Annotated in this window: 21 protein-coding genes and 1 pseudogene; 5 read left to right on the top strand and 17 right to left on the bottom strand. The window is 44.7% G+C overall.

Going from position 1 to position 25699, the window contains the following annotated elements:
• Nucleotides 1-204 precede the first annotated feature (204 nt).
• The 3 genes from IGI78_RS00415 to IGI78_RS00405 all read right to left on the bottom strand — a co-directional run bounded on the left by IGI78_RS00415 (nucleotide 205) and on the right by IGI78_RS00405 (nucleotide 4575).
• Nucleotides 205-1434: an L-lactate MFS transporter gene (locus IGI78_RS00415; RefSeq protein WP_096742031.1), complete on the bottom strand. Its 1230-nt coding sequence runs from the start codon at nucleotides 1432-1434 to the stop codon at nucleotides 205-207.
• A gap of 90 nt (nucleotides 1435-1524) precedes the next feature.
• The gene (locus tag IGI78_RS00410) at nucleotides 1525-3951 is read right to left on the bottom strand and encodes a flavocytochrome c (RefSeq protein ID WP_195265604.1); all 2427 of its coding nucleotides are present in this window, start codon (nucleotides 3949-3951) and stop codon (nucleotides 1525-1527) included.
• Nucleotides 3952-3969: 18 nt separating this feature from the next.
• A complete protein-coding gene (locus IGI78_RS00405; protein WP_005226550.1) occupies nucleotides 3970-4575 on the bottom strand; it encodes an NADPH-dependent FMN reductase in 606 nt (201 codons plus the stop codon).
• Nucleotides 4576-4838: 263 nt separating this feature from the next.
• On the opposite strand from IGI78_RS00405, the gene IGI78_RS00400 reads away from it, so the two are divergent.
• Entirely contained in the window at nucleotides 4839-5753 is a 915-nt protein-coding gene (locus tag IGI78_RS00400) for a LysR family transcriptional regulator (RefSeq protein WP_081117636.1), read from the top strand.
• 63 nt (nucleotides 5754-5816) lie between these two features.
• Here IGI78_RS00400 and IGI78_RS00395 read toward each other — a convergent pair whose 3' ends face one another.
• The 3 genes from IGI78_RS00395 to IGI78_RS00385 form a co-directional block, all read right to left on the bottom strand.
• Nucleotides 5817-6758: an FAD:protein FMN transferase gene (locus IGI78_RS00395; protein ID WP_430618186.1), complete on the bottom strand. Its 942-nt coding sequence runs from the start codon at nucleotides 6756-6758 to the stop codon at nucleotides 5817-5819.
• 135 nt (nucleotides 6759-6893) lie between these two features.
• Nucleotides 6894-8102 carry an NAD(P)/FAD-dependent oxidoreductase gene (locus IGI78_RS00390; RefSeq protein WP_081117634.1) on the bottom strand — a complete coding sequence of 403 codons (1209 nt, stop codon included), beginning with the start codon at nucleotides 8100-8102 and terminating at the stop codon, nucleotides 6894-6896.
• 31 nt (nucleotides 8103-8133) lie between these two features.
• Nucleotides 8134-9036, bottom strand: coding sequence for a prenyltransferase (locus IGI78_RS00385; protein ID WP_142424509.1), 903 nt, complete (start codon nucleotides 9034-9036; stop codon nucleotides 8134-8136).
• 93 nt (nucleotides 9037-9129) lie between these two features.
• On the opposite strand from IGI78_RS00385, the gene IGI78_RS00380 reads away from it, so the two are divergent.
• Nucleotides 9130-10110 carry a polyprenyl synthetase family protein gene (locus IGI78_RS00380; RefSeq protein WP_005226544.1) on the top strand — a complete coding sequence of 327 codons (981 nt, stop codon included), beginning with the start codon at nucleotides 9130-9132 and terminating at the stop codon, nucleotides 10108-10110.
• 54 nt (nucleotides 10111-10164) lie between these two features.
• On the opposite strand, the gene cydC is transcribed toward IGI78_RS00380, so the two are convergent.
• The 5 genes from cydC to IGI78_RS00355 all read right to left on the bottom strand — a co-directional run bounded on the left by cydC (nucleotide 10165) and on the right by IGI78_RS00355 (nucleotide 17227).
• Nucleotides 10165-11922 carry a thiol reductant ABC exporter subunit CydC gene (gene cydC, locus IGI78_RS00375; protein WP_195265608.1) on the bottom strand — a complete coding sequence of 586 codons (1758 nt, stop codon included), beginning with the start codon at nucleotides 11920-11922 and terminating at the stop codon, nucleotides 10165-10167.
• A complete protein-coding gene (gene cydD / locus IGI78_RS00370; protein ID WP_430618184.1) occupies nucleotides 11915-13636 on the bottom strand; it encodes a thiol reductant ABC exporter subunit CydD in 1722 nt (573 codons plus the stop codon). The genes cydC and cydD overlap by 8 nt, the downstream gene beginning before the upstream one ends.
• Complete coding sequence (gene cydB, locus IGI78_RS00365) at nucleotides 13633-14652, bottom strand: cytochrome d ubiquinol oxidase subunit II (protein WP_005232836.1); 1020 nt, start codon at nucleotides 14650-14652, stop codon at nucleotides 13633-13635. The genes cydD and cydB overlap by 4 nt, the downstream gene beginning before the upstream one ends.
• Nucleotides 14649-16079, bottom strand: coding sequence for a cytochrome ubiquinol oxidase subunit I (locus tag IGI78_RS00360; protein ID WP_005226527.1), 1431 nt, complete (start codon nucleotides 16077-16079; stop codon nucleotides 14649-14651). The genes cydB and IGI78_RS00360 overlap by 4 nt, the downstream gene beginning before the upstream one ends.
• 182 nt (nucleotides 16080-16261) lie before the next feature.
• Nucleotides 16262-17227, bottom strand: a complete 966-nt coding sequence (locus tag IGI78_RS00355) for a helix-turn-helix domain-containing protein (RefSeq protein ID WP_195265610.1) — start codon at nucleotides 17225-17227, stop codon at nucleotides 16262-16264.
• Between the two features lie 95 nt (nucleotides 17228-17322).
• Here IGI78_RS00355 and IGI78_RS00350 point away from each other — a divergent pair, with 95 nt between their 5' ends.
• Both IGI78_RS00350 and IGI78_RS00345 read left to right on the top strand, forming a co-directional pair.
• Nucleotides 17323-18264 (top strand): ABC transporter ATP-binding protein, encoded by a 942-nt coding sequence (locus IGI78_RS00350; protein ID WP_195265612.1) that lies wholly within the window; start codon nucleotides 17323-17325, stop codon nucleotides 18262-18264.
• Nucleotides 18261-19013 carry an ABC transporter permease gene (locus IGI78_RS00345; RefSeq protein WP_086338870.1) on the top strand — a complete coding sequence of 251 codons (753 nt, stop codon included), beginning with the start codon at nucleotides 18261-18263 and terminating at the stop codon, nucleotides 19011-19013. Before IGI78_RS00350 ends, IGI78_RS00345 begins: the two co-directional genes overlap by 4 nt.
• 87 nt (nucleotides 19014-19100) lie before the next feature.
• On the opposite strand, the gene IGI78_RS00340 is transcribed toward IGI78_RS00345, so the two are convergent.
• The 5 genes and pseudogenes from IGI78_RS00340 to IGI78_RS00320 form a co-directional block, all read right to left on the bottom strand.
• The gene (locus IGI78_RS00340) at nucleotides 19101-20540 is read right to left on the bottom strand and encodes a glycoside hydrolase family 1 protein (protein WP_081116684.1); all 1440 of its coding nucleotides are present in this window, start codon (nucleotides 20538-20540) and stop codon (nucleotides 19101-19103) included.
• Nucleotides 20541-20584: 44 nt separating this feature from the next.
• On the bottom strand, nucleotides 20585-21850 hold the full coding sequence (locus IGI78_RS00335) for a PTS sugar transporter subunit IIC (protein ID WP_008376678.1): 1266 nt from the start codon (nucleotides 21848-21850) through the stop codon (nucleotides 20585-20587).
• Nucleotides 21851-21960: 110 nt separating this feature from the next.
• Nucleotides 21961-22767 carry a MurR/RpiR family transcriptional regulator gene (locus IGI78_RS00330; RefSeq protein WP_142424515.1) on the bottom strand — a complete coding sequence of 269 codons (807 nt, stop codon included), beginning with the start codon at nucleotides 22765-22767 and terminating at the stop codon, nucleotides 21961-21963.
• A gap of 149 nt (nucleotides 22768-22916) precedes the next feature.
• A pseudogene (locus IGI78_RS00325) lies at nucleotides 22917-22988 on the bottom strand (type II toxin-antitoxin system RelE/ParE family toxin); the annotation flags it as partial.
• Complete coding sequence (locus IGI78_RS00320) at nucleotides 22987-23316, bottom strand: AbrB/MazE/SpoVT family DNA-binding domain-containing protein (RefSeq protein WP_195265616.1); 330 nt, start codon at nucleotides 23314-23316, stop codon at nucleotides 22987-22989. The gene IGI78_RS00320 and the pseudogene IGI78_RS00325, both read right to left, overlap by 2 nt.
• Before the next feature lie 210 nt (nucleotides 23317-23526).
• On the opposite strand from IGI78_RS00320, the gene IGI78_RS00315 reads away from it, so the two are divergent.
• Nucleotides 23527-23883: an MmcQ/YjbR family DNA-binding protein gene (locus tag IGI78_RS00315; RefSeq protein WP_142965156.1), complete on the top strand. Its 357-nt coding sequence runs from the start codon at nucleotides 23527-23529 to the stop codon at nucleotides 23881-23883.
• A gap of 107 nt (nucleotides 23884-23990) precedes the next feature.
• Here the strand turns inward: IGI78_RS00315 and IGI78_RS00310 are convergent, their stop codons facing one another.
• Nucleotides 23991-25433 (bottom strand): glycoside hydrolase family 1 protein, encoded by a 1443-nt coding sequence (locus IGI78_RS00310; protein ID WP_005226517.1) that lies wholly within the window; start codon nucleotides 25431-25433, stop codon nucleotides 23991-23993.
• Nucleotides 25434-25699: the final 266 nt, after the last annotated feature.

The following is a 25699-nucleotide window of genomic DNA, read 5'->3' as shown; positions in this document are numbered from 1 at the left end:
TTAGCCTTTTTTTATTGTAACACGATTTATTAAAAAATGGGGGGTTAAGATGAAAAAACAGTGAAATCAACGAGATAAATTCTTGCTATGAAACAGTTTTCTCTTTTGCTTCATCTGCCAATACTCTGTTCTAAAAAAAGAAAAAAGAGTGGTTTTGGCACCAAAAAAGCAGCCTTTATCAAAAAGACTGCTTTTGGTGAATTGTTATTTAATAACAGGTGCGGGCTTTTGGGCTTTTTTTAGCATCGCATAGCCTATGTTGAGAACAAGCCCAAAAACGGCCAAGAAAATTGCCGTATAGAAGGCTTTTGTATAATCTCCTTGGTTACTTTCTGCGATTGCTGCTGCCACTCTAGGACCAAAGAATGCCGCCGTAGAATAACCAACAAAGACGATTCCATAGTTGACCCCTTGATTGATCGGTCCGTAATTTTCCATAACGATCGATGGGAAAACCCCCATCACGCCCCCGAAGCACAGTCCTAAACCGATGATCCCGACAGTGAAGATCACAGTTGTTTGACCAAGCGTCAATAGGAATAAGGACAATGCCACCACACCATAGATGATCATCAACGTATTCGTCCGACCAATTTTATCAGAAACGGTGCCCCAAAGGACACGACCAAAACAGTTGCTCAATGAGTACAAGCTGACATAAAAAGCAGCGGCAGCCGCCGTCAAACCAAACATACTTTGCCCGATCACTGAGGCGTTAGAAGCAATCATCAAACCTGAAAAAGCCCCTACCCCTAACATAACAATAATCAAGTAAAAAGTTGGTGTCTTCAGCATGTCCAGCCAATTCAGATTGATTTGAGGACCATTTTTTCCTTGATTCGCTGGTTGCCAACCCGCTGGACGGTAATTTTCTGGTGCTTTACGAATAAATAGACTAGCCACCAAGACGATCACGATATAGGCAATTCCTAAAATCCGAAAGGCTGCTAAGACATCTTGTGATTCGATCAAACGATTCGCAATTGGTGCGGCAATAATCGCTGCTCCACCCATGCCTGCTGTGATCAAGCCCGAAGCCAGTCCCCGTTTATCCGGGAATAGCCGAATCGTATTGCTTAAACAAGCCGAATAGGCAAAGCCTTGCCCTAAACCAGCAAAAACTCCATAAGTCAGGTACAGCATGGCGGGTGAGTTGACCAAACCCGTCAGGAAGAAGCCCGCTCCGAACAAAACGCCTCCACCAGCGATGACCCATCTAGCAGCTCCTCGGTCTGTCAGCAAACCACCCAAAATCATGGTAATCGGGCCAACTGCGGCATTGATGGTAAAGGCTAGCATGATCTCTTCCATGGACCAACCTTTTAATTGACTAAGAGGTCCTGCAAAAACACTAAAGGCGTAAACAGCGCCCGTACACAATAATACAGCGGTCGAAGCGATCAGAATCAGCCAACGATTGATTTTTGTTTCCATTTTTTCTCTCCTTTGTTTTAAGCATGTTACTTTATTCACATATTATTTCAAAAGCTAGCGCGCGTGACGATTCACAACGCGCAAGGCTTTTTATTCGAGATGTTCTGCGACTGCTGTCTTTCCAGCAATCCGGCCAAAAGTAAAGATGTCTGTCAACGAGTTGCCGCCTAAGCGATTGCCGGCATGGATCCCCCCAGCAACTTCCCCTGCTGCATACAGCCCTTCAATGATTTGATCTTCCTTCGTCAACACGTGGGTTTGCGGATCGATCTTCAATCCCCCCATCGTGTGGTGAACCGCTGGTTTTCTTGGTGTGGCATAGAAAGGCGCTTTTTCCACTTTCAAGTCGAAGACATCTTTGCCAAACTCTGGGTCTTTCCCAGCATCCACATAGCTGTTGTATTTCGCAACGGTCGCCTCTAAGACGGCTGGATCAACATTGATCTGCTCTGCCAGGCCAGCCAAGGTCTCACTGCGGAACAGCGTACCAGCAGCTACTTGCTTATCGATTTTTTCTTGGCTCGTGTTATAAGCGGTTTTCTTGATTTCTTCATCCGCGATCAAATAGAACAATCCGCCATTATCGATCGCCGCTTGGGTCAATACATCGCGGCTTTCGTACTCATTGACAAAGCGCTCACCCTTTTGATTGACCATCACAAAGTTAGCTGGTGGCACTTGCAGCCCACTGAATAAAGCCCCTGTGTTTGGATCAGATACGGGCATCATTTGCGAAAAGCCCATGCCAACAAGGTCCGCCCCAGCACTTTCTCCTAGCTTGATCCCGTCACCAGTGATCGCTGGTGAATTTGACGTTTTGATATCGTCTTCGATCTCTGTCCAATAGGTATTGTATTGTTTCAACATTTTGGTGTTCGCTCCGAACCCGCCGGAAGCTAAAATCACTGCTTTGGCATGGATCGTGACTTTTTGACCATTACGGCCTTCCCCGATGATTCCAGTAACCTTGCCATCTTCGATCAATAATTCTTTGACAGGCGTATCAGTTAAGATCGTTCCCCCATGCTCTTTCACGAATTGATGCAAAGCAGAGACAAAGGCATACCCTTCGTTTTTGACTGGTTTATGTCCTCGGCGCCATTTCGCTCCTACTGGCATATCGACATTGTTCATATCAAATTCTACGCCGATTTCTTCTAGCCATTTCACTGAATCCAATGCTTGATCCGTTAAGATCTTCACTAGCTCGTATTTCCCATAGATCGGTTGCCCATTCAAATCTTTGCGTTTTCCGCCTAAATAGGTTTGAATTCGATGCCACAAAGCAGAATCAAACAAGTATTCTTTTTCTGGCGTCGTTTCTGAAAGATACGCAGTGATTTGTGCCTTCAAAGCTTTGAAGTCTGGCAAGTATTCTGCATCGATCTCTTGTTCATCGATCGTCAGCACTTCTTCTAAAGCACTGCGTTCGCCAGGCAATGCGGAGAAGCCGTTTTGCCATTTTGGATCCGCAGCATTCATCGGTCCGCCAGTACGTACGGTATTGCCGCCGATCGCTGGGAATTTTTCTACTAAGATCACGTCTTTATTGGCTTGCAGCACACTGGCAGCTGCACTCAGACCTGCGCCGCCGCCACCTACGACAACGACATCGGTGGTATACGTTTCATCTTCTGTTTGTAAAGCACTAGCGGCTTTTGGACGTTTGCGCAAGACATCTGGGTTCGCACCAGCCATTTTCACGGCTTTTGCTACCCCATCGACGACACCGTTACTAGTAACCGAAGCACCAGATATCGCATCGACATTCAAGGTTTGCCCTTCAATGATTTCTTGAGGAATCCGTACGAAAACGACATCAGCGATCCCTTCGGATTCACCAGACGTATCGATATCGATAGCTTCGATCCGTTCTTCGCTCAATTTGACGACCATTGGCAGATCCCCGTTATGTCCTGGTGCTGTGACGGTGTATTCGCCAGGCTCATAAATGACTTCTTCTGGTACATTCAACAAATTAGCGACTTCCGTAAACCGAACGAACTTGCGGAAACAGCTTTCCAAAAAGTCGATCGTTCGTTGATCTTTTAAATTGCCTTGTTCATCAAAGGCTTGATGCGCACGTCCCAACAAGAACTCATTTCCTGGCATAACTGTTGCATTGACACCCGGTGCATCAAGGATCTGGCGCAAATGCAGCTGTGCTCGCGAAGAGCCTTGTACATCGTAGGATGCACCGACGATCATCACCGGTTTGCCATCAAAGGGATGGAGATTGAAGGAGAGCCATTCCAAGACGCTTTTCAATGCGGAAGGAATCGAATGGTTATGCTCTGGTGTCGCAATGATCACCCCATCGGCTGCTAAAATCTTGCTATTTAACCGTTGAATCACTTCACTATTGGTTTGATCTTGTGTTTCATTGAACATTGGGACATCCTTGATTTCCAGCAGTTCAATTTCTGCTAGGGCAGCAAATTCCCGCTGCATAAACGCCACTAATTGGCGATTGGTGGATTTTTTGGCGTTCGTTCCGATTAGGCCGACAAATTTCATGACTGGTTCCTCTCTTTCTTATGCTTGTTCCCACGAAAATTTCTTTGCTCGTTCTTTAGCCGTTGAATATTCACTGACCAGACGGTTCGTGATTTCGACAAACAAGACAAATTCATTGAAACAATCTTCTAGTTCGGCAACTTTTTCGCTATCGATCAAGTTTCCTTGTTCATCGAAGGCTTGCATGGAGTGTCCTAATAAAAATTCTGCACTCGGCATGATTCGGGCTTTTACTTCTGGTGCATCCAAGATCTGACGCAAGTGGGCTTGGGCTCTCGATGAACCTAATGCACCAAGAGAAGCACCCGTGATCATCACTGGTTTATCGATCAAAGGGCGCGTCGTATAAGAAAGCCATTCAATCATGCTTTTTAACACCGCTGGGATCGAGTGATCGTATTCTGGTGTACTGATGATCACCCCGTCGGCTGCTTCGATCTTCTCTGACAAGGCTTGGACTGCCGCTGGTGCCGTCCGATCTTCTGGTTCATTAAATGCCGGCAGATCACTGATTTCGCAAAGTTCGATCTCCGCTTGGTCACTAAAATGGCTTTGAATAAATTGCAGTAAGCGACGGTTGGTCGAACGCGTCGAGTTGGTTCCTACGATTCCAATCAATTTCATTATCATCTCTCCTAATTGTGAATAATTTAACATTTAACAATAAATAAAAAGTTTTTGACCATTGGCTTTGATTTCTTTTTTTCAATCGTTTCTCAAGTTTGTTTTTACGACCTACTGAGATGAAAGGCTTCTTCCTAAACAAAAAAATCTTCCCCAAGTACCCATTTAGTGTACGACTGAATTCTTCATTTGTGAAATATTTATTTAATTATTCATCGATAACAAATTTGTTATAATGAAAAAATGATTAGGAGGACAACGCAATGGTACTTAAAGATTCCCATCTGATGTTGCAATACCTCGATACCTTGCTAAAGCATAGCAACTACACCAAAGCCGCCAAAGATCTCTACATTTCACAGCCTTACTTGACGCAAACCGTGAAACGTGCCGAACAAGAGCTGGGAACGCCCATCATCAATCGGCTGCCGGGACATTTTCAACTGACGGAAGCTGGTAAAATCTATTATCAATATCTAGAAACCTTGGAAACAGAATCTGCCAAATTGAAAAGTCGGCTGTCTTGGTATACAGCGACCGAGAAGCGTTCTTTGCGCTTAGGCATCTTGCCCAGCCTTGGTTCCTATCTGCTGCCGCTCTTTTTGCCTGCATATTATGAACACTACCCCAACGTGCACTTTTTCTTGCGGGAAGACCTGCCGAAGCACAATGAAAAACGCCTGTTGAATGGGCAGCTGGACTTTTTTATCGGACAAAATCCTGAGACGATTGCACCAAATCTAACGGTCCACAGCACCAATCAAGAACGGTATCTAGCGATCATTCCGCCTTGCTCTCCCCTGTATCAACCAGAGAAGCGGTATTTAGCGCCTGATTCATTGGCCGTCAAAGACTTGTTGCAAAGTCCGTTGATTTTGACCGCCAGCGGCTCGGCGATTCGGCGCCAAATCGATCAATTGCTGCAAAAATACAAAGTAGAGGCGAACGTTCTCATAGAAAGCAGCAATATTTATACAGCAGCGGCATTGGCAGAAAACAACCTTGGGATTGCGATCGTACCAGAAAGCGTGCTACAAGCAGCGACCGCGACCCCTTTTAATCTTTATCCAATGCCAGAGGAACTCTTGTCCCTCACCTATTTTATTGCCCATCAAGCCGAACGGGCATTGTCAAACAGCGAAGCCGCCTTGATCGAGACCTTTTTGCAACACGTCTAGCTTTCCTTTTTTACCAAAAACAAGCAGCGATCACCTATATTCCTAGGTAGTCGCTGCTTGTTTTCATTCTGCTGTTGGCGTTTCGATCGAACGTGCTAATTCTTGCGGATAGATCAGTTGTCCTTGTTTGGTAATGACTAATCCAGTAATCCCTTCTAACGGCGCCAGCTCCTGCAAGATGGCTTGTGGCTCTTTGCCGAATAAGCGGGTCGTCCAAATCTCTCCATCAACCGATCTGTCGGATAGAATCGTGACACTGACAATGGCTGACTCTAACGGATAGCCCGTTTCTCGATCAAAAATATGATGATAGGTCTTGCCCGCTACCTGATAGGTTCGTTCATAGATCCCTGATGTAACAACTGATTGATTGCGCACCTTCAACGCGGCGACAAAATTCCCTCTCGGTAAGAAAGGGTTTTGGATCCCGATCCGCCAATAGCCATCAGCATGGCTCGGGGCATCGCCGTAAGTCACCACATTGCCCCCAAGATCGATCAAAGCGGCTGTGACACCGACCTGCTTGAAATGCGCCATCAACAAATCAGCAAAATATCCTTTTGCCACAGCCCCTAGATCAAGCTTCATGCCGGCAGCTAACCCGACGGTTTGCAACGTTTCATCCAAAACAATTTTGGCAGGATCAGTTTTTGGCAGCAGCTCCGCAATTTTCTCAGGCGTTGGTAGATGGGCATCTTGGAACCCGATCCGCCATTCCTGCACCAAAGGACCGATGGCAATATTTAAGTAGCTATCTTTGGGCAAGCTATGGGTTTTCCCTAGTGCGATCAATTCAAACAATTCCGGTGCGGTGGCGATCGCTCCTTGTCCTGCCTGCTGATTGATCTGCATCAACTCAGACGTCGGGTCATTGGCACTAAATCGCTGTTCAAAGGCCGCAGCTCTTTGAGCAGCTTCCTCTAAGATCACTTCTGGGGTTTCATGCTGCACCCAAATCGTGATCACCGTTCCCATTCCCTGTAACACTCGTTGGCCTTCTGGCATTGTCCTTGCTCCTTTGTCCTCTTCTTTTGGCTATCATAGCAGTTTCTGGGAGAAAAAAGTAGTCTGCGGGATGCCGCCACTGCTTTTTTTGAAAAAAACTGCGAGGTCTCCCTCGCAGTCTGCTGTTTCTATTGCTCAATGATAAAAGTCAAAGCGGCCTTTCGCCAATACTTCTTTGACCCCACCAGTTTGGTACAAGGAACGGTCCATAATGGCTTTTTTCACCACGGAAGCGGGATAGCCTTTGATGCCCATTTTCCCTACTAAGCCAAAGGCATGGGTATTGCCGATAGACGCCACTGAACCTAATGATTCAAAGTGGAAATCTGTTGGTTTTTCCCCATTCATTTGACGTAAGATATTTTTACCCGCATGCTGCCCCATCTTCAAAGCGATTTGAGCCGTTGTTGGATACGGGCGATTGGTCGCTGGGTCCATGACTGCTGAAACATCACCGACAACATAGACGTTACTATGGTCAGGGTCAGTTAGGTCTTGATTGACCATCACGCGACCCCGACGAGCAGAAAAGTCTGATTCAGCCATCACATGGCTACCGCTGACGCCTGTGGTCCAAACGATGGTTTTGGCTGATAATTCAGCTGTTGCTCCTGTATCGGCATCATCTTGATAGACAACGACACCCGGTTTGATTGCTTTGATGGGTTTACCAGTCAGGAAGTTTACGCCCCATTTAACGAGATTTTTGATCCCGTAATCCGATAGTTTTTCATCAAACATCGGTAATAAACGAGTCACTGCTTCGACACAATACAGTTTGATGTCTTCTGGTTTGACGCCTGCTGCTTTCGCAAAGGTTTTACGGTTTTCCACCAATGAACCTAGCAATTCGATTCCGGTGAAACCAGCACCGCAGACAACGATTTTTAGGTAGTCAGGATTTTGTGTTTCTTTGTATGCCTTCATTTGTTTCAACAAATGATGATAGATGTTTTCTGCGGAGTCGACATCCACCATTTCCAACGCATGCTCCTCGACACCAGGGATCCCAAATGATTCTGATTCAAAGCCTAACGCCACGATCAAATAATCATACGTGCACGTGGATTGATCTTTAAAAACGATCACTTGCTGGTTACGATCGATCGACGCCACTTCCTTTTGAACAAAGGTGGTCTTTTGGGGACGAACGACATCATTGATGGGATAGCAAATGCGGTCTCTTGGTTGCGTACCAGCCGCAACTTCATGAAGATCGGTTGCCTCATAATGATAATCGTTTTTGTCGATCAATGTGATGTGAAACGCTTCTTTTGCTCCTTGCAGTACGTGCAATGCTCGCAATCCAGCATACCCTGCTCCTAAAATGACAACTTCCTTCATGTTTCCTTACTTCCTTTCTTTGCTGTAAAAATTATAAAATCAAACCAATCGCAAAACTCAGCACTTGTACGCATGCTCCGACCGCAAGGATCCGAACAGCACAAATGAAGGTCTCTCTTTTGATTTGTTTTTGCATAAATCGTTTTGTCTGTTGCCAGACAAAGGGCGCCGCGAAAAAGGTCAGAACCAGTGACCAAGGCGCAATGTTGAGGGCAACTGAGGCAATGATCGCAACAAACGCCAAGACGTTCATCGCGATAAATAATTTCAACGCACGGGCTTTACCAAGGTAATGCACCAGCGTATAGCGCTCATTTTTTTCATCCTCTTCCAGATCACAAATATTATTTGCCAGCATCAAGTTGGCGATCCATAATGTGTTGGGTAATGAGATCAAGAAAATACTACCAATCGTGGCAACGTTCCATTCAAAGGTTTGATAGGCATTGAGATAGACACAGATCAATGAGATCATAAAGCCCATCGTAAAGCCGGAAAAGAACTCGCCTAAAGGCAAACTAGAAAGCGGCCGTGGACCAGAGGAATAAAAGATCCCGACTAGGTAACAATACAGCCCCATCCAAAAGAGCGGCCAGCCAACCACCATTGCCAAGGCGATCCCCATGGCGGCGGAAACGATGATCATGGAGACCATCAACCAAAAAACCAATTTGACAGACAACTGTTCCCGACCAATGATATTGGTTTTTTCTTTGTAGTCATGCCCTTCTGTGGCATGATGGTAATCGTTGTAGTTATCTAAAATATCCACCGCCATATTGAAGATCAGCATGGCAATGAAATACAATAAGACATAGCCAAGATGAATCGTTTGATAATTGTACCAGCTGTAGCAGACACCAATAAAAAATGGCAAAATACTGGCGGTTTTTGCTTTAAATTCGACAAGTTCTAAAAATACAGGTAGCGTCACAACTTCACCTCCTTTAGTGAGTGCATTAAACTAGTCAATCACGCCCCTTTACGCTAGAATAAGGGCTGAATGACTGTTAGAAAGGGTTATACTATGTTTGACTTTTGGATCGATTATCCGACGATCGAACAACGATTGAAAACCGTATGTTCCATCATTGAAGAACACGTTACTGTTCGTAACAAAGAGATACAAGATGTTTTGATCGACTTTACTTATTCAGGTGGAAAAATGCTGCGGCCAGCGCTCTTTTTTTTGTTTGCTGACTTAGGTGATCCCCATTATAAAAAAACCGACCAATTAACAAAAATTGCTGCTTCTCTAGAAATTTTACACATGGCCACTTTGATCCATGACGACATTATTGACGATTCGCCGCTGCGGCGTAGTCAAGTCACTGTTCAAGCCAAATATGGCAAGGATATCGCGGTCTACACGGGTGATCTTTTGTTCACCCAATTTTTTGAGCTTTTGATCGAAAGCATGAATGGCTCCCCGTTTTTAAAAACCAACGCACAAGCCATGAAACGGCTCCTTTTAGGTGAACTTGATCAAATGCACACTCGCTACAACATCCATGAATCGATTGACGACTATCTGCAAAGCATTAACGGCAAAACCGCTGAACTGTTTTGGCTCGCTTGTCTCGAAGGCGCTCATTTTGGCGGCCTCGACACAGAAAACCAAGAACGAGCTGGTGAGATCGGTCGCAACATCGGGATCGCCTTTCAAGTATTCGACGATATTCTCGACTACACCTCTGATAGCGGCACCTTGAAAAAACCGATTCTAGAAGATTTGGCGCAAGGGGTCTATACCTTACCGCTGCTCTTTGCCAAAGAACAGGCACCTGCAGCATTCGCTCCTTATTTGAATAAAAAAGCAGCACTCTCCTTGGCAGAAGCCCAAGAAGTTGCGGATCTTGTCGTCCGTTACGGTGGTGTCGAAAAAGCGCGCGCTTTCGCGGTCACCTACACGCAAAAAGCCTTAGACGACATCGACCTGCTGCCCGAAGCACCTAGCAAAGCCAAAATTCGTTCATTAACTGAGCTGCTCTTGCAGCGCAATTACTGAGCCCTATAGCAATGAGAAGAAAAGCGTCCATCACTGATTGATGGACGCTCTTTTTTATCGTCGTCCCTGGTCAATGGCCAATAAGTGTTGAAAATGTTTATTTTCTGCTGCCAATTCGGCAGGTGTTCCGCTCATGGTCAACTGACCATCTTCAATAAAAAGCACACGATCCATCATCGAAATTCCTTGCAAGTGGTGGGTGATCCAAATGATCGTTTTGTTCTCCAACACTTTGAAAAAGGTTTCGAGCACGCCTTGTTCCGTGATTGGGTCTAAGCCGACGGTTGGCTCATCCAATAAGATGATCGGAGTGTCTTTTAGCAAGATCCGCGCCAATGCCAAACGATGCCGTTCCCCGCCGGAAAAACGCAAGCCGGCTTCATCCACCATCGTCGCCAAGCCGTTAGGCAAAGCTGCCACCATTTCTTTCAACCCGACTTGCTCCAGTACGCGCCAGACTTCTTCTTCCGAAGCCGACTCATTGCCTAGCCGAATATTATTCAAGACGGTCGTATGGAAAAGATAGGGACTTTGATTGATGACACCGATCAAGTCACTGATCGACTCATTCAATGCCGTCACTGGCACGTCATTTAAGGTGATCGACCCTTGCGTCGGTTGCAGATCGCCTCGCAACAAGGAGGCAAAGGTACTTTTCCCAGAACCGCTGCGACCAAGGATCGCTAGTTTTTGATGTGCAGGAATCGTTAGATCTAGCCCATGAAGCACTTCTTTGCCTTCAGGATACTGAAAATGCAAGTCCTTGACTGTGATCGACACGAGGCCCGTCACTTCAGGTATTGACGGTTGCTCCATGGAGACTTGGCGATTTTCTTCTGGCAATGCATTGAAGCGATCGATGGAGTCTTTGTAGCGATTGGTTTCTTGAGCAGCTGACGGTAATGGCGCAAATGCATCAACTAAAGGAAAGACACACAGGACAAAGGCAGCGATCCAGTTGGCTGCTCCTCCGTGGTTACCTGGAAAGCGAATGCTGCTCCAAAGTAGCAATGCGACAGCGATCACCCCAAAGATGCTTTGTAAAAGAAAATCACGCCGGCGATCAAAGGACAGCATCTGTTCATCCACCGCCCGCAACTGTGTTTCCAGTTCCTTATGGGCAGCCACGTACTCGCTGCCTCTTTGAGAGAAGACCCAATCAGAAACCCCTAATACATTATCCGTCAGCGTCGTATACAAGTTGTTTTTCATGTGTTTTTGCTTTTCTTGCCGCGCGCCGTTGATGATCACCGACCAAAGCGGCAAGACAAAGACGATGATCCCTAATAGCAGCAGCATGACCAAAGCAAACCACCAAGAAAAATAGCCGAGTCCAATGATCAAGAACGCATACAAGATCCAAGCGATCACGGTAGGAAAGATCGTCCGCAAATACAGGTTTTGAATATGGTTGATATCTTCTGCCAATAAGCCCAAGATATCCCCCGTGCGATGCGCTTGCTTAAAGAATATCGCATCTTTTTCTACTACGTTGTACAGTTTCAATCGTAAATTAGAGGTCATGCGCAAGACCCAGCTATGACTGGTCAACCGTTCCAAATAGCGAAAGACTGGACGGCCGATCCCAAACGCTCGGGTCAGTACGATGGGGATGTAAACCAATAGAATGTTTTCTGGGATCGATGCCGAGCGGCTGATCAGGTACCCAGAATTAAACATCAGTGCCCCACCACAGAAAAAGGTCAAGAAGCCTAGGAATAAGGCCAGCGCCAAAACGTTTTTGTATTTTGACAAGAAAGGCTTGACCCAGGTATCGGTTTTCAATGAGCGCAATAAGCCGATTTTATTCAAGCTGTTCCCTCCTCATTCCATTGACTAGTTCTGTAAAAGCACCTTGCTTTTGCTGCAGTTGTGCCAAGGTTCCTTGTTCCACGATTCTTCCTTGATCCATCACGATGATTTCATCCATTTCTTCCATCCAGTGCAAGCGATGGGTTGCAAAAAAGACTAGACGGTTTTCCATCAGCGGCAGCATCCGTTCCTTTAAGGCAACTTCAGTTTCAATATCCAAATGAGCCGTTGGTTCATCAAACAAAAGAATCTTTCGTTGCTGATCTAAGAAGGCACGGGCTAAAGCGATCCGTTGGGCTTGTCCACCACTTAGATGCCGTTCTCCTTCTCCTAACATCGTCTCCAACCCTTGCGGCAGCTCTGCCAAAAGCTCAGTCAAGCCAGCCACTTCAATGGCTTTCAGTACGGCTTCTTTGGTAGCTGTCGGCTGATAAAACGCGACATTTTCCTGCAAGGTCAACCGATAGATATAAGGATTTTGCGGAATATAGATCAGCTGTTCTTGCCAGCTTGCTTGGCGAAAGGCCGTGGTCTTCGCCCCTCCAAGAGTGATCTCGCCACTGTCTGGCACGAGAAAACCACTCAAAGTATTGATCAAGGTAGACTTGCCAGAACCGCTCAGACCGATGATCCCGATCTTTTTGAAGCCAGTCACGTTCAAGTTGATATCCGTCAAAGCCGCTTTTTCCTCGTAGGAAAAAGCCAGCTGATCGATCGTTAACTGGGCGTCTTCCTGCCAACGAGGCACCGTTACTGCCGGTACTTGGGCTTCCGGCTGATGCAAGATCTCCGTCACCGCAGTCATCGCATTTTTCCCGTCTAAGGTTGCATGGTAATCACTGGAAAAGTCGCGGATCGGCAAGAAGTATTCTGGTGCTAAAATCAAGATAGTTAACGCCGGAAACAGCAAGATCCCTTCATTGATCAGCCGCAAGCCTAGCAAGACTGCCACGACGGCAATCGATAAGGTCGTAAAAAAGTCTAAGGCGAAGGTCGATAAAATACCGACTTTTAATGAAGCCATCGTCGCTTTCCGAAACCGTTCGCTGGAAGCAAAGATACTTTTGCCATATTTTTTACTGACCCCAAACAATTTCAGCGTGTCGATCCCTCGCAGGGAATCGATGAAATGATTGGACAATAATTGAAACGTCCGGTATTGTTTTTCCGCTTTGCTTTGGGCGGCATAGCCCAAGATGATCATAAAAATGATGATCACGGGGAACACCAACAGCAAGACCAAGCCGGATTCCCAATCCAGATAAAAAACGAGTGCCAAAATGACCCAAGGAATGATCGACATATTCATGATTTTGGCAAGAATCAATTTCAAGTAGTTTTCGACTTGATTGATCCCTTCCAAGACCATCGTTGTTACATTTCCCGTCCCTTGTTGTTGTGCGATCTGAGGACCGACCCGAAACAATTTCTCCAACAATTGATCCCGCAGATCGGCGGCTTGCTGGTAACTGTAATCATCGAGTCTTTTGGAACGGAAATAGATAACGGCTTGTCGGGCGATAAACGAACAAAAGAACAGCAGAATCCAGCCCCACTGTTCCTCTAATGGTCGTCCTTCCCATAAGCCAGTGATGGCACGTGCCAATCCATACGCCTGCCCAATAATGAAGAGCGCCTGCAGGAACGAAAGTCCCGCAAGCAGCCCTAAAAGTTGTTTCATTCCTGGGAGCTTCATGATTTGTTTATCAATCATTTATACCCCTCCAACGCCTCCGTATGACTGATCCGCTTACGGAAGATATAGTAACTCCAAGCCGTATAGGCCAAGACGAAAGGCAAGATCGTCAGTGAAAGATAACTCATGATCTTCAATGTGTAGCGGCTTGAAGACGCATCAGCGATCAACAGGTCATAGCTTGAATCGATCGAACTGATCAAGACTCTTGGGAATAACCCTGTGAAGATCAATGCTACCAAAGCGATCAACGTCAAGCCGCTCGCAATGAAAGCCATCATTTCTTTGCCTTTAAAGACGCCGATATTTGCAATCAGTGTCAGTACAACGATCACAAGCAACAAACCAAGCGTTGTCGCAAAATGATTCTCAAAGAAATCCGTTTGGAAGTAAAGCATCACAGCAAAGACGATTAAGCCTGCATATAGGATGCCATAAAAAATACTTGCATAGTTGCGTGCCCGTGCCCGAATCGGACCTTCCGTTTTCAAAGCGATATAGTTTAATCCGTGCAAGTAGCACAACAAGGTCAACGCGATCCCGCCAACGATTGAAAAGGGATTGACGTAATCCGTAAAGGTTGCCGTCATGTTGCCATCTTCACCCAAAGGCATTCCTTGGATCATGCTGACAAACATCAGACCGAAGAAAAACGGTACGATCGTACTGCCGATCGTCAACGTCCAGTTCCAAATGTTTTTGTGTTCTTTCGGGAAGTTCGCTCGAAACTCAAAGGAGACACCACGAATGATCAACCCGACTAAGATCAATAACAAAATCAAATAAAACCCGCTGAACAAAGAAGCATACCAGTATGGAAACGAGGCGAACATCGCTCCGCCAGCGGTCAATAGCCACACTTCATTGCCATCCCAGACAGGCCCGATCGTTTTAACGATCTGGTCTTTTTCCTCCTCATTGTGAGCCAATGTCTGCACAGACATCCCCACACCAAAGTCAAACCCTTCTAAGAAGAAGAATCCGGAAAATAAAAGCCCAATCAACGTGAACCATAGTAATTGCAGACCGGTCATCCTTCAAACGCCTCCTTATCAAATGGGTCTTCGTACCCTTCTTGGTTGTCTCCTTGGCTGATTTCGCCGAAGGCTTCTTTTTCAGGTCCATGATCCATTTCCCGTTTCACCAGATAGACCATCGTTCCGCCTAAGCCAGAGAACAAGAGGAAGTAAACGATGTTTGAGATCAAGAGTGAGGTCACGGAAACGTTTGGTGACACACTATCTTCGATCGTAAACAAGCCGTAAACCGTCCATGGGTAACGTCCTAACTCCGTGATCAACCAACCAGCTGTATTGGCAATAAATGGGGTGAACAAAGTGATCGCCACTACCCAAAGCAGCCAGCGTTTTTCAAAGAGCCACGGTTTCTTCTTACGCGTAAAATACAACCCCAGACCAGAAACCAACAGCATCAAAGCACCAAAACCAGCCATGATCCGGAAGCTCCAAAAGAGTGTGTTGACCGGCGGGTAGTAATTACGGTCGCCGTAGGTTTCAATCAATTGCTGATTGACCGTATCCATCCCATCGATTGAGCCGAAGGGTTCATTGAAGGCTAAGATACTCAACATATATGGAATCGAAATACCGAAGACTTGGTGATGCTCCGCTTCATTCGCCCAAGCAACGACAGTCCAAGCTGCAGGACTCCCGGTATCTTCATAAGTTCCTTCCATTGCGGCAAATTTCATTGGTTGTTCTTCAACCAAGTATTTCATTTGTTCATCCCCGGCTAGTAAGACGGTGAATGAACCGAACAATGCCACCGCAAAACCGATCCGCATTGATTTTTTGAAGAAGTCGCGGTCAATGTCTTTGTCTTTCTTCAATAGACGAAAGGCTGATAAACCAGCAACAATGATCCCGCCCATCGTGATGGCTGCGGTGATCACGTGTAAAAACTCATACCACACTTGTGGATTTGCCAATAATGCACCGAAGTCAGTCATTTCTGCCCGGCCATTGTTTAAGGTATACCCCACTGGATGCTGCATAAAACTATTGGCAGCTAAGATCCAAAACGCCGATAGCATCGAACCAAGCGTCACCAACCAGAAAAAGGTGGCGTGCAGCTTCGGACTGACCCGATCCCATGTAAAGATCCACAATCCTAAGAACGTCGATTCTAAGAAGAACGCCAACAAAGCCTCCAAAGCCAAGGGCGCACCAAAAATATCCCCGACAAAACGAGAATAGTCTGACCAGTTCATCCCAAATTGAAATTCTTGAATGATCCCTGTCACGACCCCGACAGCAAAACTTAATAGAAAAATATTTCCCCAAAACTTCGTCATCCGGCGATATTTTTCATCTTTTTTGATCACATAAAGTGTCTCCATAATTGCAACGACGACACCAGTTCCGATCGAAAACGGTACAAAGAAAAAGTGAAAAATCGTCGTCATCGCAAACTGGATTCGCGCTAGTGTCACAATATCCATCCTACATCCTCCTATTTCATAAAAAAGTGCATTAAAATAATTCTAAAGAAAGAAAAATTCCAACTTCGAATATACTCCTCTAATCAGTAAAAAAGAAGCAAATTGCTTGCATTTACTGATTTTTAATCACTTCCTCTCCGATTCTTAAACATAAGGCGCTTTCATCAGCGGAATACAGCTTTTTAGGGCTCTTCCCAACCGTAACGCGTTCCCTCAGAAAGCAAAGGATCATTCAATAAAATTCCCGGGAAATCCTCCTTTAAAACAAACGTGCTTAATGACTGATACATGGAAAATGTGGTCTTCATCCCTAATCTTTCCAATTGATCTAACGTTTGTTGCATTAAATCCGCCGCTTTTGCCTTATTTTGTTTTAATAGACATGTCCAACCTTCAAAAAACGGCATAAAGACCGCTTGCTCAATGTGTTCTTTTTCATAAACATGATCTCGCCATAAATGAAAGGTCTTTTCCGCATAATCCACCTCATCAAAAACAGCAAAGACGGAAAACACCGTCTCAAAGGTGTTATATAGAATATCTTTGTTGCCGGGGATTTTTGCAAAGCGCTGACTCTTTTTGATGGCGATCGTCAAGCAGCGCCAAAGCAAAGCTGGCTCCATCGAAACTGCTATCCGGGCAAACAGCCGCAGCTCATAAACACCCCATGTATCGGTATTCAGCAAGTAATGCTTGGCAGAGTCCAGACAGTAATTGTGTTTCAGGTAAGCCTCTTGGATGGGCACCCCTTTAAAAAGCTCCTCTTTCATCAAGTAGTCAAAACGGATCAGTTGTAAGAAGTGGTCCAGCTCCAAGGAGTAATGTCGTTGAAAGTAGGCGGTCAGCTTTTGATATTTCTTTTTTAATTTAGGTACTTCATCAATGGATTCGATCCCCATCGAACGGACATAGTCGACCATTAGCTTTTGAGCCTCCGAATGATGCTCCCCCGTATGCAGCAGCTGAAATTCAGCAAAACTCACTTCCAATTTATCTAGCAAGCGATGAAATCGTTCGCAGGAAATCGTCGTTTTGCCATTTTCAAATTGCGATAACAAAGACATCGACAATTGTTCATCCACTAATTCCTTCAACAGCAAGCCTTTGCTTTTGCGAAGCTCTTTCACTGTCGCACCATAATTGTTCATTTTTTCACCTTCTTTTTCAATATATTGAAATAAGCAGTTGCTTTTCCCGAAGATCCTTTATAGTTGAATTATCTTATAGAAACGAGGGAAAAGCTATGGATACCCATATAAAAAAGAAAATGCTTCACGTGAAACATTTACAAAAAAGCTTCAAAGACAAAACCGTTTTGAAAGAGGTCACTTTTGACGTCACTCCTGGCGAAGTATTTGTCTTACTAGGATCAAACGGCGCTGGAAAAACCACTTTAGTCAAAATTTTGTCCACTATCCTGCCTTTTGATCAAGGAACCGCGCGGATCGATGGGATCGACTTGACCAAAGATCCAGCAGCGATTCGCGAGAAAATCAGTCTGACGGGGCAATTTTCCGCCGTCGATCAAGAACTAACCGGACGAGAAAACTTGCTGATGATTGCTGCCTTGCGCCATGTCAAAAACAAACCGTTGATCGTCCAACAGTTGTTAGAGCGTTTTGATTTGGTGGATGCCAGCAACCGACTAGTCAAAAATTATTCTGGTGGCATGCGACGACGCTTAGACATCGCCATGAGTTTTATCGGCGAACCTGACCTGCTCTTTTTGGATGAACCGACGACCGGCTTAGACCCGCAAAACCGCTTAGCCACATGGCACATGATCAAAGAGATCGCCGCTCAAGGACGAACGATTTTCCTGACGACCCAATACCTAGAAGAAGCTGAATTTTTAGCAGACCAAGTCGCCATCTTGCATGAAGGGAAAATCATCTTGCAAGGAACACCAAAGGAAGTCAAAGCACTGCACCCTTCGCAAACGATGGAAATCAGCGTATTGACGAAAGAACACTTGCAGACCGTGCGACAGCATCTGTCTGATTTTCCGGTGCAAGTCAATGAGTCCAGTCTCTCTCTGACATTTCCCGTCAGTCAAGACTTCCAGCATTCCTTCACGCTGTTGCAGGAACTCAATCAACTACCGATCACCATCACCAGTTTTAATCAAAAGAATGCTTCTTTAGAAGATATTTTTCTAACACTTGTCCAAGGAGGAAACCAATGAAAGCAATTATAGAAACCAACACCTTATTCAAACGCAATCTCTTGCTATCGATTCGCAGTATGGAGACTTTGCTAAGTGGGATTTTGACCCCAGCGATTTTAATGATCCTCTTTGTCTATGTTTTTGGGGGAGCCATGAACGTCGGTGATACCTCTTATGTCGATTTTGTCGTTCCTGGTGTTCTCGTCCAATGTATCGCCCAAAGCGCCTCCTCCGTTGGGGTAACGGTGACGGAAGATTTGAAATCCGGCATGGTGGAACGGCTGATGACCTTGAACATCTCTAACTCAGCCTTTTTAAACGGGCATGTCTTCGCCGCGACCCTTCGGAGCTTGATCAGCACCTTGGTCGTGTTGATCGTTGCCATGATCATCGGTTTTCGCCCCCAAGCCACAGTTACAGGCTGGGGACTCGCCTTCCTATTGATCTTTTGCTTCACCTTCGCCTTTACTTGGGTCTCCGTTCTGGTTGGTCTCATCGCCAAAAGCCCCGAGACAGCGACCTTGTTTACTGTCTTGATCACCCTTTTGCCCTACTTAAGCTCTGGTTTCGTCCCTACGGAAACCATGCCGCGTCCGTTAGCCATTTTTGCTGAATACCAACCAATGTCGCCGATCATCCATTCTTTGCGAGGGCTTTTGTTAAACTTGAAAGATACCACCTTGATCAGTGCCTTTAGCTGGTGCGGCGGTATCGTAGTGGTGAGCTGGTTCTTGGCACGGATGCTTTATCAGAAACGGTTACGCTAATGACGCCGGCTTCTTCCTTCTGACTCCCTATAAATAACAAAAAAGCGGCACCGATCAAGCTCCTGCTTCGTCGTTGCCGCTTATTTTTTAATCGAGGACTTCTCCGTTAGAAGCCGTCACTTTCTTATACCAGTCAAAGCTGGCTTTTTTGTACCGTTTTCCTGAACCATTACCCCAATCATCTAGATCCACGTAAATGAACCCATACCGCTTGCTCATTTCTGATGAGGAGCAGCTGACAAGATCGATCGGTCCCCAAGGATAGTAGCCGATCAGTTCTACGCCATCATAGATTGCTTCTTTCATTTGTTCAATGTGCTGTTTCAGAAAATCAATGCGATACGTATCATCGATCGTTCCTTCTTCATTCAATGTCTCATAAAAACCCATACCATTTTCTGTGATCATGATCGGCAATTGGTACCGATCATAATACTCATTCAAAGCAATCCGTAACCCAATTGGATCAATCGCCCAGCCCCAGTCATTGGCTTCTAAATAAGGGTTAGGCGAAGCTGCGTCTTCTTTCCCGTAGTTTTCACTATGAATGATCCGCGTGTAGTAATAGGAGAAAGAAACAAAATCGACCGTATGCTTGAAGTCCGCTTCATCGTTTTCCCCAAATTGAATCTCGATGCCGTTTTCTTCAAAAAAGCGATAGGCATAATTCGGATAAGTTCCCCGCGCAAGTACATCTGAATAATAATATTCCATTTGATTATTTTTGAGAGCACTCAGAACATCCAACGGTTTACAAGTAGCTGGATAAACATTGCCATAATAAGACATCATCCCAATTTGAAAAGAAGGATCAATTTCTTTCCCTACTTTGATCGCTCTCGCACATGCTACCAATTCATTGTGAACCCCTTGGTACTTAGCTTGCTTCAGATTGTCGACTCGGTCAGCGGGAATACCAAGGTGGTTAAACGATTCGTGAGTAATCAAGTTCATCTGGTTGACTAAGATCCAATATTTGACCTTCCCTTGATACCGTTTGAATACGACCTGCGCGAAATGAACAAAGAAATCAATCAGTTTACGATTTGACCAGCCGTCATAAGCCATCGCTAAATGGATCGGCATTTCATAATGAGACAAGGTGATCAAGGGTTCCATGCCGTTTTCAAGGATACAATCGATCAATTCGTCATAAAAGCGCAACCCTTCTTCGTTAGGCGTTTGCTCGTCTCCCTTTGGAAAAATCCTCGCCCAGCTAATAGATGTTCGAAACGAATTCATGCCTGTTTCTGCCAAGAGTGCCAGATCCTCACGAAATGTATGGTAAAAATCGATCCCATCCCGTTTCGGGTAACGCCCTTCTTGATCATTTAAAGCAAATTCTACGTCTGCCGTCGTTATTTCTTTGTTGCTTTTCTTTTTTATATCGATATCATCACGAAAGCGATTGATGTCTGCCACGCTCCAGCCTTTTCCCCCTTCAAGATAGGCCCCTTCTAATTGATTTGCGGCAACTGCACCTCCCCAATAAAAATCGGCAGGAAATTGCTTCTTATTTTTCTTCATGTCATTGCTCCTCTTCTCAAAATTTGATTGCTCGCCTCTTAGACTTATGCTTCGGTTTGACCTTCTTCAAGCACTAATTTGCGCTCATAGGCCTTGAAGAAAGGATAATAAATGCCCAAATAAATCAAGAAGTTCACCACTACTAAGACAGCACCACGAATGCTGGCTGTTGCGATCACTGCCGAAAAAATACTCGGAACCGTCCACACAGCCGCTAATGGATACGCCATTCCGGGAACAAGATTGGACACAAAGGCGAAATAAGTCACGAAAGTGGTCACGATTGGTGCCACGACAAAGGGAATCGCCAGTGCTGGATTTAAAACGATCGGCAACCCAAACAACAACGGCTCATTGATGTTGAAGACCCCAGGAATAAAGCTGAGACGACCAAGCTGTTTTAAAAATTTTGATTTGGAGAAACACATCATTGCGCAAAGTGCTAAGGTTCCTCCGCCACCGCCGATCCATAAGAAAGTAAAGATAAACGGCTGTACCCCCAGATTGGGAATCGCTTGTCCGGCTTGTGCTGCTGCCATGTTTGCTTCAGAATTGACTAGCCAGATCGGCAACATCACCGTCGCTAATATTTGCGGATGAATCCCAAATAGCCACATGATACAAGTCAATCCTACATAGACCAATGGTGCTGCTAACGAGTTGGAAGAAACACTTAACAATGGCGTGATCAAACTTGCAATCAGGGCATTGATATCAAAGCCGATCAAGTGAACAATGATCCAAACGATCGTCATTGAAAAAAACACGGGAATAATCACTTCAAAACTGCTGCTGACATTCGTAGGGACTTGCTCGGGCAGTTTAAACCCAATATTGTATTTTTTACAAAGGCGCATGCACTCGACTGCTAATATAGCGGTCAAAATACTGGCGAACATGCCTTCTCCTCCAAGATATTGCGTAGAGATAAACGTTCCTTCATCTAAAGAAGTGAAGGTCAATGTAGTAAAAAAGGTAAAAATTGCAGAAACGCCCCCTGCCAAACTATCCAGTTGGTAGCTTTGCGCTAATCGTGCGCCGATGCCAAAAGCTGCATAGATCGAAAGCAGTCCCATACTCATATTGAAGGGAATAATCAGTTTTGCCACTAAGTCGGGATGATTGCCCATAAACGATACATAGGATTGAGGCCATGGAATGTATGGAATCAACAAAAAGATCGATCCAATCACTGTGATTGGAATCGTTGCGATCAATCCATCGCGAACAGCACTCAAGTGACGTTGATTAGAAAGTTTCATCATTGGCGGCATCACTTTGGTTTCAATAAATTGCATTAATTTATCCATCAGTAAATCCTCCTAAATTTTTTAAGATATATCTTAACTTGAATATAAGCGCTTTCTCATAAGGAAACAATAAAAGCTATTTTCCAAAAATGGAAAATAGCTTTTTACGTTTACTCTTTTCTCATATTCATAATCATAAAAATCATCCATAGATGAAGCACTTTTTGCGAGTAATAATTAGACGACATCAATGGAACGACCTCTTTAAACAAGACACACTCTTCAAACAGATTGCTTTGAGCGGCTTGCTCGCTGAACGTCAATAAAACTTTCTGACAGGCCGTTTTTTCAAGCAAGTAGGCCTTTTTATCGATCCAGCTGCCTGTTAGATTGATCACAAAACAAATATCTGTTTCCCGCAATACTTGATCAATCAGCTGGTCTTCCGCATTACGGTTCACTTCAAAAACGATATAGCCCATTTGACTAAGCAGTTCCCGCAGGAGATTAACAACCGAAAAAGAATAGCTGTTACCCAAGATCGCCACTCGTTTTTTTCGTTTCATTTCTTCTGCGATCCGTGTGCATTGGTGTTGATCAAATTGGTCAAAAATCTGTTTTTGGACCATGTACTCTCGGGCTAAAAATTGGTCAACCATTTCAGATACTTCACTCTTTGTATCGAGATTCGCTAGCATCCCTTCAAACATCGTATTCGCCAAATGGTATTCTTGTTCAAAATAAATCGTGAGGTCATTACGCATTTCTTTAAAACTAGCATAACCAAGTTTCTTACAATATTTAGTGATACTGGCAGGGGTCGTCTGTGCAGCATAGGCGATTTCTTCAATATAGATTGCAGGAAATTCATCGATTCGCTCAATTAAAAGTTTTGTTATCAAAAAATTCAAATCGTATTTTTTACATTTAAATAGATGTTCATTTAAACGAATGTATACTTGACTTGTCGTTTTCATAGCGACCACCTCACTTGCTTATTTACGCTGCCGGTTTCTTCTATCTTAGCATAGGCATCCATTTCTTAGAACCTTTCACTTATCGTACCTTTTAATAGAAATCAAAAAAAGAGTCCGCCTACGCGCAACTCTTCGATTCAGGTCCCCAGTTATTTCATTAACTGCTTTAACTGTTCATAAAAATTCTCATGGGTGCCACATAACAAGACTGGAATCACCTCATAAGCCAACTTCAGTTGCCAACTCCTCTTTCGTCATTGCTTTCCCGTCGGTAGCAGTATCCTTTGCAATTGTCTTAAATGAAGAAATCAGCTTACTCTTACGCGCTTTAAATTCGGATAAAATATCTTCGTGTTCGTATCCCTCATTAATAATATCAGTCAAGATATCTTCACTGAAATCATCGAATGGTTTTACCGGTTCAATAAATTCATACAAGATTCCATTTTCTACTAGCTTTGCTTCTACTTCCACACCATTGGGAATACCAAAGTCTTTGGGTACCGTCAACATAATGGAATTCCCTTGTTTTCTTGTTTTCGTAATCATCGTTGCACTCCTCTCTCTGTTTTTGTAATTACTCTGTAAGAACATTATATTGTAATCGAATGTAATGACAAGTAATGCCGAAAGCTGAGTGTCAAATTGAGAAAATAAACCGCCTGCTACTTTGCCTTATTTATTACTCTCCTTTTCCAGCGAAATATCGACAAAAATACGGTATACTGGACTTGATTGAATAAAAAGGCAGGGATACCCATGGATCTTAAAAACCGTCTGATCGCCTTCGCTCAGACCTTCAATGATGTTCAGGTCGACCATCCGTTTGCAAAGTTTCCTGAGTACCAAGTCTTGCGACACCGCAAAAACGGCAAATGGTTTGGCTTGCTGATGACTGTAGAAAAGCAGAAATTAGGCCTGGAAGGAACAGGAATGATCGAGATTTTAGATGTCAAAGCAGCGCCCGAAATGGTTTCGATCATCAATCAAAGTCGCGGTTATTTACCCGCTTATCACATGAATAAAAACCATTGGCTCACCGCATTACTAGATGGCTCTGTATCAGAAAAACAACTCCAATCTTTGTTACGAGACAGCTATGAACGTACCCGTTAAACCAAATATCACCAAAAAACCGATCAACGATGCACCTGTATAGGCGCACCGTCGATCGGTTTTCTTTTATAACGGATCCTGTGTCATCCGTGAGTCTAACGAAACACTTAGGCCAACTCTTCTCCGTTTGTTGCAATGACTTGTTTGTACCAATCAAAGGATTTTTTCTTGGAACGATCCATCGTGCCATTGCCTTCGTCATCAAAGTCAACATAGATGAAGCCATAGCGTTTGCTCATTTCGCCTGTTGAAGCACTGACAAGGTCGATACAGCCCCATGGCGTATAACCGATCAAGTCTACGCCATCAGCAATCGCTTCCCCCATTGCTTCAATGTGGCGGCGCAAGTAATCGATACGATAGTCATCTTCGATCTTACCTTCTTCGTTAAAGGTATCAATGGCTCCTAAGCCGTTTTCCACGATAAACAACGGTTTTTGGTAACGATCATACAGTTCATTCAACGCGATGCGCAGCCCTTCTGGGTCGATTTGCCAGCCCCATTCACTTGCTTCTAAGAATGGATTGCGGACACCACCCAACAAGTTTCCTTGCACTTCATCGGCTTCTTCTGTGGTGATATCCACGGCAGAAGACATGTAGTAGCTGAAGCCAACATAGTCAACAGTATGTTCAGCAATCAAGGCTAAGTCTTCTTCGGTAATCTCAAGATCCTCTTTATTGACGCCGTGTTCTTTGTACAAACGATCCGTAAAAGATGGGTATTTTCCACGTACTTGCACGTCGGCACAGTAGTAGTTGAAGGCTTGATTATGGATCATCGTCGCCACTTGGTTGACCGGGTTCGCATCAATGCTGTAAGTCGTTGCATAAATGATCATACAACCGATCTGTAACTCTGGGTTTAATTCATGGCCGATTTTGACTGCTTTACTGCTGGCAACAAATTGGTTGTGCCACGCTTGGATCACGTTTGTAAAGTCGCTGGCACCCGTGCTGTTGACCATTCCTTGACTCAATGCGGAGAAATGGAACGCAGAGTTGATCTCATTGAAGGTCATCCAGTATTTGACTTTGCTGTGGAACCGTTCCAAGACGACTTTTGCAAAACGTTCATAGAAATCGATCAATGCTCGATTTTTCCAGCCACCGTATTCTTTGGCTAAATGCAAGGGCATTTCATAGTGAGAGATCGTAACCACTGGCTCGATCCCGTATTTCAAACATTCATCGATCAGCGCATCGTAAAATGCTAGCCCAGCTTCGTTTGGTGTCGTTTCATCGCCTTTTGGAAAGATACGTGTCCAAGCGATAGAAAAACGATAGCTCTTGAAGCCCATCTCTGCAAACAACGCAATGTCTTCTTTGAAACGGTCATAATGGTCGATCCCGCGATGATTTGGGTAGGTGTATTTGTCCTCATCGATCGTCCAATCAAACGTATCACTGCCTAAAATCGCTAAACGCTGTTTGCCGCCAGGCATTGCATCCGCCACTGACAAGCCTTTGCCATCGCGATCAAACGCCCCTTCTAATTGATTCGCTGCGGTCGCGCCGCCCCATAAGAAATTTTCTGGAAATTTTGCCATTTGCTCGTTCTCCTTTTGTTTTCTTTTGATAAACCTACCTAGCTGATTACTGAAAAATCCCCGATAAAAAACAAAAAACCTAAATAAGAGCCGCTGCTAAAACGAGAAGAGCGCTTTCTTATTTAGGTCTTGCCTGATCGAGTCAGTAACAATCCACGTGGGTTTTCTTTCTTTAACTATAGCACTAACTCATTGGCTTGTCATCATAAAATCGGTTTCTTTTAACCAGCGATCTTTTAAAAAAAGGGGAAATTTAACCAGTAAAT

Source organism: Enterococcus sp. DIV1767, from assembly GCF_050542585.1.
GTDB classification, from domain to species: Bacteria; Bacillota; Bacilli; order Lactobacillales; family Enterococcaceae; genus Enterococcus_D; species Enterococcus_D innesii.
The sequence above is the reverse complement of the archived record's forward strand: the minus strand, read 5'-3'. Positions and strand labels throughout refer to the sequence as shown.